Annotated in this window: 13 protein-coding genes; 5 read left to right on the top strand and 8 right to left on the bottom strand. The window is 64.9% G+C overall.

The genetic code is table 11. The features are described 5' to 3' along the window. Positions 1-2 precede the first annotated feature (2 nt). From aceF to K5H97_RS27450, 4 genes are all read left to right on the top strand, one after another. The gene (gene aceF / locus K5H97_RS27435) at positions 3-1,628 is read left to right on the top strand and encodes a dihydrolipoyllysine-residue acetyltransferase (RefSeq protein WP_028689094.1); all 1,626 of its coding nucleotides are present in this window, start codon (positions 3-5) and stop codon (positions 1,626-1,628) included. Positions 1,629-1,929: 301 nt separating this feature from the next. Then, positions 1,930-4,623 (top strand): putative bifunctional diguanylate cyclase/phosphodiesterase, encoded by a 2,694-nt coding sequence (locus tag K5H97_RS27440; protein WP_028689095.1) that lies wholly within the window; start codon positions 1,930-1,932, stop codon positions 4,621-4,623. A gap of 150 nt (positions 4,624-4,773) precedes the next feature. Continuing rightward, on the top strand, positions 4,774-5,442 hold the full coding sequence (gene msrA, locus K5H97_RS27445; protein WP_028689096.1) for a peptide-methionine (S)-S-oxide reductase MsrA: 669 nt from the start codon (positions 4,774-4,776) through the stop codon (positions 5,440-5,442). Positions 5,443-5,445: 3 nt separating this feature from the next. Continuing rightward, positions 5,446-6,060 carry a glutathione S-transferase gene (locus K5H97_RS27450; protein WP_028689097.1) on the top strand — a complete coding sequence of 205 codons (615 nt, stop codon included), beginning with the start codon at positions 5,446-5,448 and terminating at the stop codon, positions 6,058-6,060. 188 nt (positions 6,061-6,248) lie between these two features. Here the strand turns inward: K5H97_RS27450 and creD are convergent, their stop codons facing one another. From creD to rloA2, 4 genes are all read right to left on the bottom strand, one after another. Beyond that, positions 6,249-7,577, bottom strand: a complete 1,329-nt coding sequence (creD, locus tag K5H97_RS27455; RefSeq protein ID WP_028689098.1) for a cell envelope integrity protein CreD — start codon at positions 7,575-7,577, stop codon at positions 6,249-6,251. Positions 7,578-7,783: 206 nt separating this feature from the next. Next, positions 7,784-9,217, bottom strand: coding sequence for a two-component system sensor histidine kinase CreC (gene creC, locus K5H97_RS27460; protein ID WP_028689099.1), 1,434 nt, complete (start codon positions 9,215-9,217; stop codon positions 7,784-7,786). Further along, a complete protein-coding gene (creB, locus tag K5H97_RS27465; RefSeq protein WP_028689100.1) occupies positions 9,217-9,897 on the bottom strand; it encodes a two-component system response regulator CreB in 681 nt (226 codons plus the stop codon). Before creB ends, creC begins: the two co-directional genes overlap by 1 nt. A 108-nt stretch (positions 9,898-10,005) precedes the next feature. Next, positions 10,006-10,506 carry a retropepsin-like aspartic peptidase RloA2 gene (gene rloA2 / locus K5H97_RS27470; RefSeq protein WP_028689101.1) on the bottom strand — a complete coding sequence of 167 codons (501 nt, stop codon included), beginning with the start codon at positions 10,504-10,506 and terminating at the stop codon, positions 10,006-10,008. Positions 10,507-10,688: 182 nt separating this feature from the next. Here rloA2 and K5H97_RS27475 point away from each other — a divergent pair, with 182 nt between their 5' ends. After that, positions 10,689-11,576, top strand: coding sequence for an acyltransferase (locus K5H97_RS27475; protein ID WP_028689102.1), 888 nt, complete (start codon positions 10,689-10,691; stop codon positions 11,574-11,576). A gap of 70 nt (positions 11,577-11,646) precedes the next feature. Here the strand turns inward: K5H97_RS27475 and K5H97_RS27480 are convergent, their stop codons facing one another. The 4 genes from K5H97_RS27480 to gltB all read right to left on the bottom strand — a co-directional run bounded on the left by K5H97_RS27480 (position 11,647) and on the right by gltB (position 19,296). Beyond that, on the bottom strand, positions 11,647-11,994 hold the full coding sequence (locus K5H97_RS27480) for a YgiW/YdeI family stress tolerance OB fold protein (protein ID WP_028689103.1): 348 nt from the start codon (positions 11,992-11,994) through the stop codon (positions 11,647-11,649). Positions 11,995-12,109: 115 nt separating this feature from the next. Then, complete coding sequence (hemE, locus tag K5H97_RS27485; RefSeq protein ID WP_028689104.1) at positions 12,110-13,174, bottom strand: uroporphyrinogen decarboxylase; 1,065 nt, start codon at positions 13,172-13,174, stop codon at positions 12,110-12,112. A gap of 151 nt (positions 13,175-13,325) precedes the next feature. Beyond that, positions 13,326-14,744, bottom strand: coding sequence for an FAD-dependent oxidoreductase (locus tag K5H97_RS27490; RefSeq protein ID WP_028689105.1), 1,419 nt, complete (start codon positions 14,742-14,744; stop codon positions 13,326-13,328). 106 nt (positions 14,745-14,850) lie between these two features. Next, positions 14,851-19,296 carry a glutamate synthase large subunit gene (gene gltB, locus K5H97_RS27495; RefSeq protein ID WP_028689106.1) on the bottom strand — a complete coding sequence of 1,482 codons (4,446 nt, stop codon included), beginning with the start codon at positions 19,294-19,296 and terminating at the stop codon, positions 14,851-14,853. Between the last annotated feature and the right edge of the window lie 265 nt (positions 19,297-19,561).

Consider the following 19,561-nt stretch of genomic DNA (forward strand, 5'->3'; position numbering starts at 1 on the left):
AAGTGAGCGAACTCATTCGCGTACCTGACATCGGCAGCGGTGAAGGTGAAATCATCGAGCTGTTCGTCAAGGTCGGTGACCGTATCGAGGCTGACCAGAGCCTGCTGACCCTGGAGTCCGACAAGGCCTCCATGGAGATCCCCGCGCCGAAGGCCGGTGTGGTCAAGGAACTGAAGGTCAAGCTGGGCGACCGCCTGAAAGAAGGCGACGAGCTGCTGGTCCTGGAAGTCGAGGGCGCCGCTGCGGCGCCTGAGGCTCCGGCCGCCGCGCCTGCCCAGGCTGCGGCTCCCGCGCCTGCCGCCGAAGCCGCCCCTGCTCCCGCTCCGGCCGCAGCCCCGGCTGCCGCCAGCGTGCAGGACATCCACGTGCCGGACATCGGCTCGTCGGGCAAGGCCAAGATCATCGAAGTGCTGGTCAAGGTCGGCGACACCGTCGAAGCCGACCAGTCGCTGATCACCCTGGAGTCCGACAAGGCCTCCATGGAGATCCCGTCGCCGGCTGCCGGCGTGGTCGAGGAAGTGCTGTGCAAGCTGGAAGATGAAGTCGGCACTGGCGACCTGATCTTCAAGCTGAAAGTCGCTGGCGCCGCGCCGGCTGCTGCTCCGGCCCCTGCTGCTGCCCCGGCTCCGGCCAAGGCTGAAGCGGCACCGGCCGCCGCGCCTGCCGCTGCCGCCCCTGCTCCGGTAGCCACCGCACCGGCCGCCGGCAGCAACGCCAAGGTTCATGCAGGCCCGGCCGTTCGTCAGCTGGCCCGTGAATTCGGCGTCGACCTGGGCGCGGTTGCCGCCACCGGTCCGCACGGCCGTATTCTGAAAGAAGACGTTCAAGTTTACGTCAAGGCCATGATGCAGAAGGCCAAGGAAGCTCCAGCCGCCGGTGCTACCGGTGGCGCAGGCATCCCGCCGATCCCGGCCGTGGACTTCAGCAAGTTCGGTGAAGTGGAAGAAGTGGCCCTGACCCGCCTGATGCAGGTCGGTGCCGCCAACCTGCACCGCAGCTGGCTGAACGTGCCGCACGTGACCCAGTTCGACTCCGCCGACATCACCGAGCTGGAAGCCTTCCGCGTCGCGCAGAAGGCCGTGGCCGAGAAGGCTGGCGTCAAGCTGACCGTGCTGCCGCTGCTGCTCAAGGCCTGCGCTTTCCTGCTCAAGGAACTGCCGGACTTCAACAGCTCGCTGGCGCCAAGCGGCAAGGCGATCATCCGCAAGAAGTACGTGCACATCGGCTTCGCCGTGGACACCCCGGACGGTCTGCTGGTCCCGGTGATCAAGAACGTCGACCAGAAGAGCCTGCTGCAACTGGCTGCCGAAGCTGCCGCGCTGGCCGAGAAAGCCCGCACCAAGAAGCTTTCGGCCGACGAGATGCAGGGCGCCTGCTTCACCATCTCCAGCCTCGGCCACATTGGCGGCACCGGCTTCACGCCGATCGTCAACGCGCCTGAGGTGGCGATCCTCGGTGTGTCCAAGGCGACCATGCAGCCGGTCTGGGACGGCAAGGCCTTCCAGCCGAAGCTGATGCTGCCGCTGTCGCTGTCCTACGATCACCGTGTGATCAATGGCGCCGCCGCCGCGCGCTTCACCAAGCGCCTGGGCGACGTGCTGGGCGACATCCGCACCATGCTGCTGTAACGCTGCACGCTGCCCCTCCCCCGGAGGGGCAGCCCCGTTTTCGAGCTGCCACGCTCGTACCTCAACCCCGCCAATTGGCGGGGCTTTTTTTGCCCGCATGAATGTCACGGCCTTGTAGAAACCAGCTTGCTGGCGAACAGGTGGATGGTTCGCCAGCAAGCTGGCGCCTACAGATTTCATGCAACTGGCCGACAACCTGTTCACAGCATCCCCCATGGCCGCTTGCCAGCCCCAGGGACATGATGCAACCTTGCCCGATGCGCCGTGCTCCAGGCCGCGCCCCAGTTCAAGCGAGTCTTCGATGAAAAGCCAACCCGATGCCGCCAGCCGTGTGGCGGCCGAGGTCGTGACGCAGCTTCCCGTGCCCTCGCGGCTCGGCATGCTGCGTTTCGAGCGGCTGAACGAAGCCAGCTGGGCCATGCTTTACCTCGACCCGGCCTGCGACCGCCAGTTCGGCCTGCCCGCCGCCGAGCTCTGCGCCCTGATCGGTTCGCCCTACGCCAGCCTCATGGAGCCAGAAGCACGCTACAAGCTGCACGACGAGATCCAGCTGCAGCTGGCTCAGCGCGGCTACTACCGGGTTAGCTACACCCTGCACGCCTGCCCGGCGCCGCTGCGCCTGCTGGAGGTCGGGGAGAGCTACAAGCAGCACAACCGCCAGCTGCTGCGCGGCTACCTGACGGTGTTCGACGACCACCGCCAGGACACCCCGGACCTCGACGCCAACGACCTGGAGTCGCGCAACAACCGCCTGCAACTGGCCCTGCAACTGAACCAGCGCGCCCAACAAGAGCAACTCGAACACCTGGAGCGGGTTCGCGCCCAGCAGGACCTGATCCTGCGCCTGGCGCGCCAGCGCTACAGCATCGGCAACTCGCTGCTCGAAGCCGCCGAGCTGATCACCCGCAGTGCCTGCGAGATCTACAAGGTCGACTGCGCCAGCATCTGGTACCTGAACGACCAGCGCCTGGAGCCGATCAGCGCGTGGTATAGCCGCGACCAACAGCACCGCATGCCCGAGGCGATCGACGCCAGCCGCTTTCCGGACTATCTGGAAGCCCTGCACGCCAGCCGCGCCATCGACGCCCACAACGCCAGCCACGACCCGCGCACCCGCGAGATGGCCGAATCGCTGTACAGCACCGACGACAACGCCATGCTCGATGCCAGTGTCCGCATCGACGGCCAAGTGGTCGGCGTGCTGTGCCTGGAGCAGACCGGCCAGCCACGGGCCTGGCAGTCGGACGAGATCGCCTTCGCCGGCGAGCTGGCCGACCAGTTCGCCCAAGTCATCAACAACCACAACCGGCGTACCGCCGCCAGCGCCCTGCACCTGTTCCAGCGCGCCGTGGAACAGAGCGCCAGCGCCTTCCTGCTGGTCAACCGCGACGGCGTGGTGGAATACGTCAACCCCAGCTTCACCGCGATCACCCAGTACAGCACCGAGGAGGTCCAGGGCCATCACCTGGCCGAACTGCCGGCGCTGGAAAACTTGAGCGAGCTGCTGTTCGACTCACCGTCCAGCCTGGCCATGGGCAACAGCTGGCAAGGCGAGTTCAAAAGCCGGCGCAAGAACCTCGAGCCCTACTGGGGCCAGCTATCGATCTCCAAGGTGTACGGCGACAACCGCGAGCTGACCCACTACATCGGCATCTACGAGGATGTCACCCAGACCAAGCTGGCCCAGCAGCGCATCGAGCGCCTGGCCTACACCGACAACCTGACCAACCTGGGCAACCGCCCGGCGTTCATCCGCAACCTCGACGAGCGCTTCGCCCGCGACAGCGCCAGCCCCATCTGCCTGCTGCTGGTGGACATCGACAACTTCAAGCGGATCAACGACAGCCTCGGCCACCAGACCGGCGACAAGCTGCTGATCAGCCTGGCCCGGCGCCTGCGCAACAGCCTGGCCAACGGCGGCAGCCTGGCGCGCTTCGCCAGCAACGAGTTCGCCGTGCTGCTGGACGACACCAGCCTGGAAGATGGCCAGGGCGTCGCCCACCAGTTGCTGCGCACCCTCGACAAACCAATGTTCGTCGACAACCAGCTGATCAACGTCACCGCCTCCGTGGGCCTGGCCTGCGCGCCGCTGCACGGCAGCGACCCGGCCACGTTGATGAAAAACGCGGGCCTGGCCCTGCACAAGGCCAAGGCCAACGGCAAGCACCAGGTCCAGGTGTTCACCGAAGTGCTCAACGCCGAGGCCAGCTACAAGCTGTTCGTCGAGAACAACCTGCGCCGCGCCCTGACCCAGAACGAACTGGAAGTGTTCTACCAGCCCAAGCTGTGCCTGCGCAGCGGCCGCCTGCTCGGCCTGGAGGCGCTGCTGCGCTGGAACCACCCCGAGCGCGGCATGATCCGCCCCGACCAGTTCATCAGCGTGGCCGAGGAAACCGGCCTGATCATCCCCATCGGCAAGTGGGTGGTGCGCCAATCCTGCCGCATGAGCCAGCAGTTGCGCGAAGCCGGCTTCGGCAACCTGCACGTGGCCATCAACCTGTCGCCCAAACAGTTCTCCGATCCCGAGCTGGTCAGTTCGATCGGCAGCATCCTCAAGGAAGAAGCCCTGCCGCCGCACCTGCTGGAGCTGGAACTGACCGAAGGCCTGCTGCTGGAAGCCACCGAGGACACCCACCGCCAGCTCGACGAGCTCAAGGCCCTGGGCCTGACCCTGGCCATGGACGACTTCGGCACCGGCTACTCGTCGCTGAGCTACCTGAAGAAGTTCCCGATCGACATCATCAAGATCGACCGCAGCTTCATCAACGAGATCCCCGACAACCAGGACGACATGGAGATCACCTCGGCGGTGGTGGCCATGGCCCACAACCTCAAGCTCAAGGTGGTCGCCGAAGGAATCGAGACGCCCGAGCAGCTGGCGTTCCTGCGCCGGCACCGCTGCGACGTCGGCCAGGGCTACCTGTTCGACCGGCCGATTCCGGGGCGCGAGCTGAACGACAAGCTGCGCCGCTACCCGCGTGGGCCGGTGGACTGACAGCGGCGCCAACCTCGGGCACTATAGGAACCATTCGGGCCTCACCGCCGACAGGCCGGCTCCCACAGTCGAACGCATAACCCTGAGGGAGCCGGCTTGCCGGCGATTGGGCCAACACCTGTCCAACTGAAAAGACACAGAGGAACGGCCATGGTCCTGCGTTCGGAAATCCTGGTGAACAAAAACGTCCTGCCCACCGCGGAACAGGCCCTGCCTGGCCGCGAAACCCCGATGACCCTGCCCGAGTTCCACTACGTGTTCGAAGGCACCCCGCTGCTCGGCCCGTTCTTCGAAGGCGACATCGACTTCGCCATCTTCGGCCTGGGCTGCTTCTGGGGCGCCGAGCGCCGTTTCTGGCAGCGCGAAGGCGTGGTCAGCACCGTGGTCGGCTACGCCGGCGGTTTCACCCCCAATCCCACCTACGAGGAAGTCTGCTCGGGCCTGACCGGCCACACCGAGGTGGTGCTGGTGGTGTTCGACAAGAACCGGGTCAGCTACCGCGAGCTGCTGGCGATGTTCTGGGAGTTGCACAACCCGACCCAGGGCATGCGCCAGGGCAACGATGTCGGCACCCAGTACCGCTCGGCGATCTACTGCACCTCGCCGCAGCAGCTCGATGAAGCAAACGCGAGCAAGGCCGCCTTCCAGGCCGAGCTCGGCAAGGCCGGCTTCGGTGAGATCACCACCGAGATCGCCCAGGCGCCGACCGTGTACTTCGCCGAGGCCTACCACCAGCAGTACCTGGCCAAGAACCCGGAAGGCTACTGCGGCATCGGCGGCACCGGCGTGTGCCTGCCGCCCAGCCTGCAGGGCAACTGAGCCATGATCCTGTTCCATTCGCCGCTGTCGCCATTCGTGCGCAAGGTGATGATCGTGCTGCACGAGACCGGCCAGTTGGACCGCGTCACCGTGCAGGGCGTGAACATCAGCCCGGTGAACGGCGACGCGCAGCTCAACCAGGGCAACCCGATCGGCAAGATCCCAGCCCTGCGCCTGGACGACGGCAGCGTGCTGCACGACAGCCGGGTGATCTGCGAGTACCTCGACAGCCAGCACGTTGGCCTGCCGCTGATCCCCCGCGAGAGCTCGGCACGCTGGCGGCGTCTGACCCTGGCCTCTCAGGCCGACGCGATCATGGATGCGGCAGTGGCCACCCGCTACGAGACCTTCCTGCGCCCGGTGGACAAGCAGTGGGACGGTTGGGTGCAGGCACAGGGCGAGAAGATCCGCCGCAGCCTGGCGAGCCTGGAGCGCGAGCACCTGGCTGAGATCGCCTCGGGGTTCGATATCGCCGCGATCGGGGCGGCCTGTGCGTTGGGGTATCTGGACCTGCGCCAGCCTGAGTTCGATTGGCGTGGGCTGTATCCAGGGCTGGCGGCGTGGTATGCCGAGGTGGCAAAGCGACCGTCGATGGTGGCTACAGCTCCGTTAGCCTGAGACTGCGCCAGCGAGGGCTTCGCCCTCGTTTCGCGACACAAGACCGCTCCTACAGAATTACGCGATCGTCTGTGAGCGGCCTTGCGTCGCGAAAGGGCTGCAGAGCAGCCCCAGAATTCACCTCGGTATCACAGGAAATAGCTGGCCAATCCTCACAGCCAACCAGCGCCCGATCTCTCTATCCTCCCTCATACGCCCCTCCCCACCCGCGACCAGTCCAGCCGACGGGTCAGCACCATGAACACACCCAGCAACCCGAAGCAAAGCAGCGAGCCCATCAGCAGGGCGTAGTCCTCGGCGCTGAGCAGCCCATAGAGCATCGCGTACAACGCCGCCAGTCCGGCCGCAAAGCCCACGCCACGCCCCTGGCTGCGCAGTACATGAACCAGATAGAAGCCGATCAGCAGCACGCATCCTGACGCCGACAGCCCGTAGGCCAGGCCAAACCCCAGGTGCTCGGACAGCGACAGCAACAGCAAGTAGAAGAACGCCAGGGCCACGCCCACCAGGATGTACTGCACCGGGTGCACGCTGAGGTTCTTGAGCACTTCGAACAGGAAGAAGCCGGCAAAAGTCAGGGCGATGAACAGCAGCGCATACTTGATCGCCCGTTCGCTCTTGAGGTACTGGTCCACCGGGTCGACGAAGCTGACGCCAAAAGCACGCTCGTTGAAATCACCGCACTTGCCGACGGTCGCGCAAAGGCGCATGGACTCTTCCAGGTTGGTGGCGAAGAACGAGGTCTGCCAGTGGGCGCTGAAGCCCTTCTCATCGATCGCCCGGCGGCTGGGCAAGTAGCTGCCGACGAAGCTCGGGTGCGGCCAGTTGGCGCGCATGTCTACCGTGGTGCTGCGGCCGACCGGCAGCACCGCCAGCTGGCCGGTGCCCAGCAGGGCCAGGTCGAAGGCGTAGTCGAACTCGCGGGCCTTCTGGTCGCTGAACTGCGGCAGGGCCACATGCACGCCACCGGGCAACCAGTCGACGCCGCTGCCGGCCTCGAACGGCAGGCGCTGGTCATCCAGGGTGAGCTCCAGGCTGTTCTCGATGCCGCGAATGTCGCTGATGCCGACCATCAGGAACGGCTTGTCGAAGCGGTAGTCGTCGTAGTCCTTCTCGATCCCCCAGCGCTCAGGCAGCTTGAAGCGACCGCTGACCTGCCCCTTGGCATGGAACAGGCGCGCCTGGTAGATGCCGCGGGCGCGCAGCTCGGTATCGACACCGACATCCATCGCGAAGGTTTCCGGCAGGAAGTAGAGATTGCCGTGCATCGTGGTGGTCTCCTGGACGCTCGTGCCGTCCTTGTCGATCCAGCGCCGCTCGAACTTGCGATAGGGCACCACCAGTACCGGGCCGCTGACCAGCTGGTCGTAGCTGGAGCTCGCGGCGATCTCGCCCAGCACGTTGTTGCGCAGTTGCTGGCGTTCGTCGATCAGGCCGCCAATCATCAGCAAGGGGATCAGCAGCAGCAGGATCAGCACGGCGATCAGGCCGAGCTTGAAACCTAGGGTCTTGTTCATGGGGTAAGGCTCCGTTTGCGATGGGGGCAGTGTCTGCCCGCCGCGTGGAGCCCTCGGGGAGGAAATGTGGAGATTGTGTGGAGATTGCCTGGATGGCCACGCACCGTGGGAGCGGGCTTGCCCCGCGATGAGGCCCGATCAGGCAGTAATGTTGCCTGGGCTGGCCACATCACGGGGCAAGCCCGCTCCCACAGGGTACCTGCCTCTCAGCTGAGTCGACGCGCAGGCAGCCACAATCTCACCCGCACCCCACCCTCGACGTTGTTCACCGCCAGCCCCCCGCCATGCAACTGCATCACCTCGGCCACGAAGTTCAGCCCCAGCCCGGTGCTCTTGCGCCCGGTCCCGGGCCTTGGCAGCGAATAGAACCGCTCGCTGACCCGCCCCAGGGCGTACTCGGGAATCGGCTGCCCCTGGTTGAACAGGCTCAAGGCCACCCGCTCGCCGTCACGCTCCAGCTCGAAGGCCAGCGCGCCCCGCTCGGGGGTGAAATCCAGCGCGTTGTCCAGCAGGTTGGCCAAGGCCTGACGCATCAGGAACGGATCGCACAGCAACCTGACGCCCGCCGGAATACGCTGGCGCACCTGCAACGCGGCGGTGTCGATCCTCGCGCCATGGGCCAGCAGCAGCTCGTCGATCAGCGCTGCCACCGCCACCTGCTGCTCATCTTCCAATGCCTGCATCTGCTCGACCCGCGCCAGGTTGAGCAGGCGCTCGATCATCTGCTGCAGACGCTCGCTCTCGCGCTCGATGTTGCCGGCAAAGCGCGCTCGCTGCTCGTGCGGCATATCGCCCTGCAGTAGCTCCGAAGCACCTCGGATCGCCGCCAGCGGGCTCTTGAGCTCATGGGTGAGCGTGTGCACGTAGCGCTCGACATAGGCCTTGCCCTCCAGCTGGGTGCGCATGCGCTCCACCGCCGTCGCCAGCTGTAACAGCTCGCCGCCCTTGTAGTGCGGCAGCGCGGCGCGCTCGCCCTCGCTGACCGCCTGGGCGTAATGGGTGAGCCGGCGCAGCGAGCGGGTCAGCCACCACGACAAGGCCGCGCCGACCAGCAGCCCCAGCACGATCAATCCCAGCCCGAGAATGAGCAGGCGCCGCTCGGAGCGGTCGATGTAGGGCTGCAATGAGCTGTTCGGCTTGGCCACGGTGACCACGCCGATGATCTGGCCCTGGTCGAGGATCGGCGCCGCTACATGCATCACCGAAGTGCTTTCGTCGTCCGGATCGCTGCGGGTCGAACGGGCGCCGTACTGGCCGCGCAGGGTCAGGTAGACATCATTCCAGCGTGAATAGTCCTTGCCCAGGTCCTGGCCGCTGGAGTCGAGCAGGACGATGCCCTTGGCGTCGGTCACGTAGATCCGGTGGCTGACCTGGTTCTTCGCCAGCCCCCAGATCTGCGCGCTGGGTCGCCGCTCGCCATAGGAGGCGAGCACCTGCGACAGGCGGCTCTGGTTCAGGGTGGCGTTCTTCACATCGTCGTGAAGGATCTCGGCCAGCAGGTTGGCGGTGTCCACCAGGGTTTCTTCCGATGATTGCCGCACCACCGGGCGTATCTGCTCGCGCACCGTGTTGAGCAGAAAGTAGCCCGCCAGGCCGACGAACAGGAAGTACACCAGGAAGATGCGGATGCCCAGGCGCATCAGGCGTGCTCAGGGCTGTAGCTGTAGCCCAGGCCGCGGTGGGTCTGGATCGCCTCGGCGTCGGGCGCGACCTGGCGCAGCTTGGCGCGCAGGCTCTTGATATGGCTGTCGATGGTGCGCTCGTAGCCGACGTCCGAAGCCACGCCGAGGCCGTCGAGCAGCTGTTCACGGCTGAATACCCGGCGCGGTTGCGCAAGCAGGCTCTGTAGCAGGCGGAATTCGTGGCGGGTCAGCGTCAACGGCTGGCCACGGTAGCTGATGCGCATGGCCAGAGTGTCGAGCTGGAACGGCGTGCTTTCGCTGGCCGCGTCCAACCTGGGCGCCATGCGCTTGAGGATCGCCCGCACCCGCGCCGCCACCTCACGGGGGCTGAAGGGTTTGACCACGTAGTCGTCGGCACCGATCTCCAGGCCCAGCACCCGGTCGATCTCGGCGTCGCGGGCGCTGAGGAACATCACCGGCACCTCGCTGAAGCGGCGCAACTGGCGACAGGTCTCGAAACCGTTGATGTCGGGCAGGCCGATGTCGAGGATCACCAGGTCGGCCGGACGCTGACGCTGCTGCTCGACGGCGGCGCTGCCGAGGGTCACCCACTCGGTGCTGTGGCCGTCGGCCTGCAGGGCGTAGACCAGGGTGTCGGCGATGGCGGATTCGTCTTCGACGATAAGGATGTGGGGCATCTGAGCGGCAAGCCTCAAGCTGCAAGCTTCAAGTGAAAGCGGATCGCGGCAACTTACACCGATCCGCCGTTTCTTGCAGCTTGTCCCTTGTGGCTTGCCGCTGCCGTATCAGCAGTCCGGCTTGCCCGCCGTGAACTTCTTCGCCGGGTTCACCGCCGCCTTGAACTCGCGCAGGGCCTTGGCGCCCACCAGCAGCGGGTAGTTGAAGCTGCTGCGGTCGACCAGGTTGACCTCCACGGTTCGCTTCACATCGCCCAGGCACAGTTCCAGGTCGACCACCGGGCGGCGCGACAACTCGGGCGCGTCGCCTTCGTCTTCCTCGTCGGCGCGGTTCTTGATCTTGCTGATGCGCGCCAGCCTGTGTTCATAGACCTTTCCGTCAGCATCCTTGGTGGCCAGGCGGAAACGCACCCAATCCTCGCCGTCACGGGTGAACTGCTCGATGTCCTTGGCCGACAGCGACGCAGTGTAGGCACCGGTGTCCATCTTGGCCTTCAGGGTTTCACCGATCTCCGGCAAGGCGATGTTCTCGTAGCGGCCATACAGGGTGGGCTCGGCGGCCATCGCCGGCAGCGCCAGAAGGGACAGCAGGGCAAGCAGGGGTTTCACGGGGCAGGCTTCCTTGAGAGGGGTCAGTGCTTAGACTGCGCAGGCAGGATAGGTTCGTTGCAACAGGGTAAACAACACAATGTGAAACATTTGTCCCAGTTAATGGCCGTACGACGTTTGGCTAAGGGCCAGACCCTGCTTATCATTGCCAACCGTTCACCTTACACAACAAGAGTCCCTTTATGCGTCGCCTGCTGACCGGCATCCTCACCCTCACCCTGCTGCTGCTCAACACCTTGGTGCTGATCGGCCCGTTGCTGGTCTTCGCCCTGCTCAAGCTGGTACTGCCCGGCCGTGGCCGCGACTACGCGTCAGCCGCGGTGATGTGGATCGCTGAGACCTGGTCGGAAATCGACAAGGCCATCTTCGCCCTGTGCATCCCCACCCAGTGGGACATCCGCGGCGTGGAAACCCTGCGCCAGGACACCTCGTACCTGTGCATCAGCAACCACCAGACCTGGGTCGATATCCCGGCGCTGATCGAAAGCCTCAACCGCCGCGTGCCGTTCTTCAAGTTTTTCCTCAAGAAGGAGCTGATCTGGGTACCGCTGCTGGGCCTGGCCTGGTGGGGCCTGGATTACCCGTTCATGAAGCGCTACAGCAAGGCCTTCCTCGACAAGCATCCCGAACTCAAGGGCAAGGACCTGGAGATCACCAAGGCCGCCTGCGAGCTGTTCAAGCGCCAGCCGGTGACCGTGGTCAACTACCTCGAAGGCACCCGTTTCACCGAGGCCAAGCGCGAGCAGCAGCAGTCGCCCTATCGCCACCTGCTCAAGCCCAAGGCCGGCGGCGTGGCCTTCGTGCTGGCGGCGCTGGGCGAGCAGTTGGACGCCCTGCTCGACGTGACCATCGTCTACCCGGCCGACAAGGCACCGGGGTTCTGGGACCTGCTCAACGGCAGCATCAGCCGGGTGATCATCGACATCCGCGTGCGCGAGCTGGACCCGGCGTTGAGTGTAGGCGACTACGAGAACGACCCGGCCTTCCGCCAGACCGTGCAGGCCTGGGTGAACCAGCTGTGGGTGGAGAAGGACCAGCGGATCGAGCAATTGCGCGCCGAGATGCGCTGATGCCTATGGCACGCGCCCGTGAACAGGGCTTGTGCCACGAAAGGGCTGCAAAGCAGCCCATCGTCGCCGATCAGTTGATGATCTCGACAATATCTACATCCACTTCGCGACTCATCAGGTGTTTCTCCACCTCGCCGGTCAGCTTGACCTTGGTCTTGTCGTTGAACGGCGTCGGCGGCAGGTCTTCGTCGTCGATCTCGACGGTGATGGTGCCAGTGTTGTCCTTGAACTCGTACTTGTCGTCGTTGTTGATCTTCTTGGTCACGAAGCCCTGCAGCACCACCGGGGTGTCGTCGGCGGCATCGTTGGCGGCGGCGACCGTGGTCACGGCCTGGGCGCCAGGGCCGGTGTAGCCGGCGGCCAGTGCGGCGGTGCTGAACAGTGGGGCGAGGATCAGGGGCAGGTAACGAGCTTTCATGGTGATCGGGTCCTGTTTGCGTTTTGATGGCCCCAGATTACCGACGATCGCTGAATTGAAACTTAATACAACAAAAAGCCCGGCACTTGGCCGGGCTTCTCGCGTTGCACACCGATTACCGGTGGTACTGCGCCGACAACTCATGCACGGCGTTAATGAACACACCAGCGTGCTCAGGATCGACCTCGGGGGTGATGCCATGACCCAGGTTGAACACATGGCCGCTGCCCTTGCCGTAGCTGGCGAGGATGCGCGCCACTTCCTTGCGGATCGCCTTGGGCTTGGCGTACAGCACGGTCGGGTCCATGTTGCCCTGCAGCGCCACCTTGTCACCGACGCGGCGGCGGGCGTCGCCGATCTCGCAGGTCCAGTCCAGGCCCAGGGCGTCGGCACCGGCCTCGGCGATGCTTTCCAGCCACAAGCCGCCGTTCTTGGTGAACAGGATCACCGGTATCTTGCGCCCTTCGTGCTCGCGGATCAGGCCGCTGACGATCTTGCGCATGTAGGCCAGGGAGAACTCCTGGTAGGCCGCCGCCGACAGGTTGCCGCCCCAGGTGTCGAAGATCTGCACGGCCTGCGCCCCAGCCAGGATCTGGCCATTGAGGTAGCTGGTGACCGACTGCGCCAGCTTGTCCAGCAGCAGGTGCAGGGCCTCGGGATTGTCGTAGGCCATGGCCTTGGTCTTGCGGAAGTCCTTCGACGAGCCGCCCTCGACCATGTAGGTGGCCAGGGTCCACGGGCTGCCGGAGAAGCCGATCAGTGGCACGCGGCCGTTGAGTTCGCGACGGATGGTGCTGACCGCGTCCATCACATAGCCCAGGTCCTTCTGCGGGTCGGGAATCGGCAGTGCCTCGATGTCGGCCAGGGTACTGATGACCTTCTTGAAACGCGGGCCTTCGCCGGTCTCGAAGTACAGGCCCTGGCCCATGGCGTCGGGGATGGTGAGGATGTCCGAGAAGAGGATCGCCGCGTCCAGCGGGTAGCGGTCCAGCGGCTGCAGGGTGACCTCGCAGGCGAACTGCGGGTTCATGCACAGGCTCATGAAGTCGCCGGCCTTGGCGCGGCTGGCGCGGTACTCCGGCAGGTAGCGGCCGGCCTGGCGCATCATCCATACCGGGGTGACGTCTACGGGTTGCTTGAGCAGTGCACGCAGGAAACGATCGTTCTTCAGGGCAGTCATGTCGGCATCCGGAAAAAAAGTGCGGGCATTTTCTCAGACGCGGGCACAAAAGGCACGGCCACGGCCATGCGTTTTGTCTATTGGGTGCCTTGGATCAAGCGTTTTTGTATACAAAATACCCTTGGGGCCGCAAAGCGGCCCCAACGATCGATCAGACTTCGAGGTAATCCAGGATGCCCTCGGCAGCGGTGCGGCCTTCGAAAATGGCGGTCACCACCAAGTCCGAGCCCCGCACCATATCACCACCGGCAAACACTTTCGGATTGCTGGTCTGGTGCTTGAACTTACCCTTCTCCGGCGCCACCACGCGGCCCTGGCTGTCCAGCTGGATGCCATGCTGCTCGAACCACGGCGCCGGGCTCGGGCGGAAACCAAAGGCGATCACCACGGCGTCGGCCGGCAGGATCTCCTCGGAGCCCGGGATCGGCTCGGGGCTGCGGCGGCCACGGGCATCCGGCTCGCCGAGACGGGTCTCGACCACCTTCACACCCTCGACCTTGTCTTCGCCAACGATGGCGATGGGCTGGCGGTTGTAGAGAAACTTCACGCCCTCTTCCTTGGCGTTCTTCACCTCTTTGCGCGAACCCGGCATGTTGGCCTCGTCACGGCGATAGGCGCAGGTTACCGACTTGGCGCCCTGGCGGATCGAGGTGCGGTTGCAGTCCATCGCGGTGTCGCCACCACCCAGGACCACGACCTTCTTGCCCTGCATGTCGACAAAGTCTTCCGGCGACTTCTCGAAACCGAGGTTGCGGTTGACGTTGGCGATCAGGAAGTCCAGCGCGTCATGCACGCCCGGCAGGTCCTCACCCGGGAAGCCGCCCTTCATGTAGGTATAGGTACCCATGCCCATGAACACCGCATCGTACTCGGCGAGCAGCTGTTCCATGCTGATGTCCTTGCCCACCTCGGTGTTCAGCCGGAACTCGATGCCCATGCCGGTGAAGACTTCGCGGCGATTGCTCAGCACGGTCTTTTCCAGCTTGAACTCGGGGATGCCGAAGGTCAGCAGGCCACCGATCTCGGGGTTCTTGTCGAACACCACCGGGGTCACGCCCGCGCGCACCAGCACGTCGGCGCAGCCCAGGCCAGCAGGGCCGGCACCGATGATGGCGACGCGCTTGCCGGTGGGCTTGACCTTGGACATGTCCGGGCGCCAGCCCATGGCGAAGGCGGTGTCGGTGATGTACTTCTCCACCGAGCCGATGGTCACCGCGCCAAAGCCGTCGTTCAGGGTGCACGCCCCTTCGCACAGACGGTCCTGCGGGCACACACGGCCGCACACTTCCGGCAGGGTGTTGGTTTGGTGCGACAGCTCGGCCGCGGCCAGGATGTTGCCTTCGGAGACCAGCTTCAACCAGTTGGGGATGAAGTTGTGCACCGGGCACTTCCATTCGCAATACGGGTTGCCGCAGCCCAGGCAGCGGTGCGCCTGCTCCACGGACTGCTGCGGCTTGAAGGGTTCGTAGATCTCGACGAACTCCTTCTTGCGCTGGCGCAGCAGCTTTTTCTTCGGGTCCTTGCGGCCCACTTCGATGAACTGGAAGTCGTTGCTCAGACGTTCAGCCATTTTTCAAAACCTCTTTACCGCAGTTGCCGGCCTTAGGCCGCAAGCTGCAAGACAATCACTTGAGCAGGACGGGCCCCGCAAACGGGGCCGTCACTTGCAGCTGTTCTTACTGCGGGTTGGCACGGGTGCTGGACAGCAGTTGCTTGAGGTTGGCCGCCTTCGGCTTGACCAGCCAGAAGCGCCGCACGTAGTCGTCCAGGTTCTCGGAGAGCTCACGCCCCCACTCGCTGCCGGTTTCTTCCACGTACTCGCCCAGGACCCGTGCCAGGTGGCTGCGGTAAGCCTCCATCGCCTCACCACTGATACGCTGGATTTCCACCAGCTCGTGGTTGAGTTTGTCGACGAAGCTATTGTCCATGTCGAGCACATAGGCGAAGCCGCCCGTCATGCCAGAACCGAAGTTGTAACCGGTCTTGCCCAGGACGCAGACAAAGCCGCCGGTCATGTATTCACAGCAGTGATCGCCGGTGCCCTCGACCACAGCGTGGGCGCCGGAGTTACGCACAGCGAAGCGCTCGCCCGCGGTGCCGGCGGCGAACAGCTTGCCGCCGGTGGCACCGTACAGGCAGGTGTTGCCGACGATGGCGCTGTGCTGGGTTTCGAACGGGCTGCCGGCTGGCGGCACGATGGTCAGTTTGCCACCGGTCATGCCCTTGCCGACGTAGTCGTTGGCGTCGCCTTCCAGGTGCAGGTTCAGGCCACCGGCGTTCCAAACGCCGAAGCTCTGGCCAGCGGTGCCCTTGAAGCGGAAGGTGATCGGCGCCGCGGCCATGCCCTGGTTGCCGTGCAGCCTGGCGATCTCGCCGGAGATGCGCGCACCGATGGAGCGGTCGCAGTTGCAGATGTCGAGGCTGAACTCGCCACCGGCCTGGTCGCGGATCGCCGGCAGGGCCATGGCGACCATCTTCTCGGCCAACTCGCCCTTGTCGAACGGCGGGTTCTTGTCGACTTCGCAGAACTGCGGCTTGTCGGCCGGAATGTGCGAGCTGCCCAGCAGCGGCGACAGGTCGAGGTGATGCTGGCGCTCGGTGTCGCCCGGCAGCACGTCGAGCAGGTCGGTGCGGCCGATCAGCTCACCCAAGCTGCGCACGCCCAGCTTGGCCAGCCACTCGCGGGTCTCTTCGGCGACGAAGGTGAAGAAGTTGATCACCATGTCGACGGTGCCGATGTAGTGATCCTTGCGCAGCTTGTCGTTCTGCGTGGCCACGCCGGTGGCGCAGTTGTTCAGGTGGCAGATGCGCAGGTACTTGCAGCCCAGGGCGATCATCGGCGCGGTGCCGAAGCCGAAGCTCTCGGCGCCGAGGATGGCGGCCTTGATCACGTCCAGGCCGGTTTTCAGGCCGCCGTCGGTCTGCACCCGCACCTTGCCGCGCAGGTCGTTGCCGCGCAGGGTCTGGTGGGTTTCGGCCAGGCCCAGTTCCCATGGCGCGCCAGCGTACTTGATCGAGGTCAGCGGCGAGGCGCCGGTGCCACCGTCGTAGCCGGAGATGGTGATCAGGTCGGCATAGGCCTTGGCCACGCCCGCGGCGATGGTGCCGACGCCGGCCTCTGCCACCAACTTGACCGACACCAGCGCCTGCGGATTGACCTGCTTGAGGTCGTAGATCAGCTGGGCCAGGTCTTCGATCGAGTAGATATCGTGGTGCGGCGGCGGCGAGATCAGGGTCACGCCCGGCACCGCGTAGCGCAGCCGGGCGATCAGGCCGTTGACCTTGCCGCCCGGCAGCTGGCCGCCCTCGCCGGGCTTGGCGCCCTGGGCCACCTTGATCTGCAGCACCTCGGCATTGACCAGGTACTCAGGGGTCACGCCGAAGCGGCCGGTGGCCACCTGCTTGATCTTCGAGCTCTTGATGGTGCCGTAGCGGGCCGGGTCTTCACCGCCCTCGCCGGAATTGGAGCGCGCGCCCAGGCGGTTCATCGCCTCGGCCAAGGCCTCGTGGGCCTCCGGCGACAGCGCGCCCAGGGAGATGCCGGCGGAGTCGAAACGCTTGAGGATGTCCTCCAGCGGCTCGACCTGGTCCAGCGCCAGCGGCTGCTCGGCGACCTTGACCTTGAGCAGGTCGCGGATCATCGACACCGGACGCTGGTCGACCAGCGTGGTGTACTCCTTGAACTTGGCATAGTCGCCCTGCTGCACGGCGGCCTGCAGGGTGTTGACCACATCCGGGTTGTAGGCGTGGTATTCACCGCCGTGGACGAACTTGAGCAGACCACCCTGCTGGATCGGCTTGCGCGCGCTCCAGGCCTCGGCGGCCAGCAGCTTCTGGTCGCTCTCGAGGTCGACGAAACGTGCGCCCTTGATGCGGCTCGACACGCCCTTGAAGCTCAGGCCGACCACTTCCTCGGCCAGGCCCACGGCTTCGAACAGCTGGGCGCCACGGTACGAGGCGATGGTGGAGATACCCATCTTCGACAGGATCTTCAGCAGGCCCTTGGAAATGCCCTTGCGGTAGTACTTGAAGACTTCGTCCAGGTCGCCCAGCACCTCGCCGGTGCGGATCAGGTCGGCCAGCACTTCGTAGGCCAGGTACGGGTAGACGGCCGAGGCGCCGAAGCCCAGCAGCACGGCAAAGTGATGCGGGTCACGGGCGGTAGCGGTCTCGACCAGGATGTTGCTGTCGCAGCGCAGGCCCTGTTCGGTCAAGCGGTGGTGCACCGCGCCAACGGCCAGCGAGGCGTGCACCGGCAGCTTGCCCGGGGCGATGTAGCGGTCGCTCAGCACCAGCTGGGTCTTGTCGCCACGCACGGCCTCCTCGGCCTGGTCGGCGATGTTGCGGATGGCCGCTTCGAGGCCGACGCTCTCTTCATAGTTGAGGTCGATCAGCTGGCGGTCGAAGCCTTCACGCTCCAGGTTCATCAGAGAACGCCATTTGGCGGGCGAGATGACCGGTGAGCTGAGGATCACCCGCGAGGCGTGCTCGGGGGACTCCTGGAAAATGTTGCGCTCGGCGCCCAGGCAGATTTCCAGGGACATCACGATCGCCTCGCGCAGCGGGTCGATCGGCGGATTGGTCACCTGGGCGAACTGCTGGCGGAAGAAGTCGTACGGCGAGCGCACGCGCTGCGACAGCACGGCCATCGGCGTGTCGTCGCCCATCGAGCCGACCGCTTCCTGGCCTTGCTCGCCGAGCGGACGCAGCACCTGGTCACGCTCCTCGAAGGTGACCTGGAACATCTTCATGTATTGCTTGAGCTGGTCGGCGTCGTAGCTGGCCACGCCCTGGTCGTCGGTCAGCGTCGCCTGGATGCGCGTGGCGTGCTGGCGCAGCCAGCGCTTGTACGGATGGCGCGACTTCAGGCGGTTGTCGATGGCGTCGGTGTCGAGGATCTGCCCGGTCTCGGTGTCCACGGCAAGGATCTGGCCAGGGCCGACACGGCCCTTGGCCAGGACTTCCTCGGGCTGGTAGCCCCATACGCCGATTTCCGAGGCGATGGTGATGTAGCCGTTGGTGGTGGTCACCCAGCGCGCCGGGCGCAGGCCGTTGCGGTCGAGCAGGCACACCGCGTGGCGGCCCTCGGTCATGACGATGCCGGCCGGGCCATCCCACGGCTCCATGTGCATGGAGTTGTATTCGTAGAAGGCGCGCAGGTCGGCGTCCATGGTCTCGACGTTCTGCCAGGCCGGCGGCACCAGCATGCGCACGCCGCGGAACAGGTCGATACCGCCGGTGACCATCAGCTCGAGCATGTTGTCCATGCTCGAGGAGTCGGAGCCGACGCGGTTGACCAGCGGGCCGAGCTCTTCGAGATCGGGGATCAGGTCGTTGGCGAACTTGGTGCGACGGGCCATGGCCCAGTTGCGGTTGCCGGTGATAGTGTTGATCTCGCCGTTGTGGGCGAGGAAGCGGAAGGGCTGGGCCAGCGGCCACTTCGGCAGGGTGTTGGTGGAGAAGCGCTGGTGGAACACGCAGATCGCGGTCTGCAGGCGCTCGTCGCCCAGGTCCGGATAGAACGCCGCGAGATCGCGCGGCATCATCAGGCCTTTGTAGATGATGGTCTTGTGCGAGAAGCTGCAGATGTAGTGGTCGGCGTCGTGGGCATTGGCCACGGACGAACGGCGACGGGCACTGAACAGCTTGATGGCGAACTCCTGGTCGCTCAGACCTTCGCCACCGATGAACACCTGCTCGATCTGCGGCAGGCGCTCCAGAGCCAGGCGGCCGAGGACGCTGGTATCGATCGGCACCTTGCGCCAGCCGACCAGCTTGAGGCCGGCGTTGACGATCTCGCGGTCCATGTTGGCGCGGGCGGCCTGGGCTTTGACCGGGTCCTGGTTGAAGAACACCATGCCGACGGCGTACTGCCTGGGCAGCTCGACGGCAAAGTGTTCCTGGGCCACGGCACGCAGGAATTGATCGGGCTTCTGCATGAGCAGACCGCAACCGTCGCCGGTCTTGCCGTCGGCGTTGATGCCGCCGCGGTGGGTCATGCAGGTCAGCGCCTGCATGGCGGTTTGCAGAAGGTGGTGACTCGGCTGCCCCGTCATATGGGCGATCAGGCCGAAACCACAGTTGTCCTTGAATTCTTCGGGATGGTACAGACCTGTTTTCATAGACACTTTCTCACCAGGTTCACCTCTCAACCGGAGGCAAATCTCTTTTTTAACAACCACTTACCATCCACGCCGATCAAACGCCAGCTTTTTTGCGGTGGTCATGGAAAACCATTGTTGCACAGCGACAGCGACGCCCACAAATTTTCATGTCTCACCATTGAAAATTTATGTCGCAATTTTGAATGTTTTTGGGCCATGCGCCGTGGTAACGGCTTAGCTAGAGTCTGAAGCGTTTCAGCCATGACTGCAACACAGGGCTTGT

This window comes from Pseudomonas mosselii (genome assembly GCF_019823065.1).
Taxonomy (GTDB): Bacteria; Pseudomonadota; Gammaproteobacteria; order Pseudomonadales; family Pseudomonadaceae; genus Aquipseudomonas; species Aquipseudomonas mosselii.

Coding starts and splice junctions, on each gene's coding strand:
- K5H97_RS27490 (WP_028689105.1), bottom strand. CDS start 14,744: ATGGCTGAACGTCTGAGCAACGACTTCCAGTTCATCGAAGTGGGCCGC.
- creD (WP_028689098.1), bottom strand. CDS start 7,577: ATGAACAAGACCCTAGGTTTCAAGCTCGGCCTGATCGCCGTGCTGATC.
- creB (WP_028689100.1), bottom strand. CDS start 9,897: ATGCCCCACATCCTTATCGTCGAAGACGAATCCGCCATCGCCGACACC.
- hemE (WP_028689104.1), bottom strand. CDS start 13,174: ATGACTGCCCTGAAGAACGATCGTTTCCTGCGTGCACTGCTCAAGCAA.
- gltB (WP_028689106.1), bottom strand. CDS start 19,296: ATGAAAACAGGTCTGTACCATCCCGAAGAATTCAAGGACAACTGTGGT.
- K5H97_RS27440 (WP_028689095.1), top strand. CDS start 1,930: ATGAAAAGCCAACCCGATGCCGCCAGCCGTGTGGCGGCCGAGGTCGTG.
- K5H97_RS27480 (WP_028689103.1), bottom strand. CDS start 11,994: ATGAAAGCTCGTTACCTGCCCCTGATCCTCGCCCCACTGTTCAGCACC.
- K5H97_RS27475 (WP_028689102.1), top strand. CDS start 10,689: ATGCGTCGCCTGCTGACCGGCATCCTCACCCTCACCCTGCTGCTGCTC.
- K5H97_RS27450 (WP_028689097.1), top strand. CDS start 5,446: ATGATCCTGTTCCATTCGCCGCTGTCGCCATTCGTGCGCAAGGTGATG.
- msrA (WP_028689096.1), top strand. CDS start 4,774: ATGGTCCTGCGTTCGGAAATCCTGGTGAACAAAAACGTCCTGCCCACC.
- creC (WP_028689099.1), bottom strand. CDS start 9,217: ATGCGCCTGGGCATCCGCATCTTCCTGGTGTACTTCCTGTTCGTCGGC.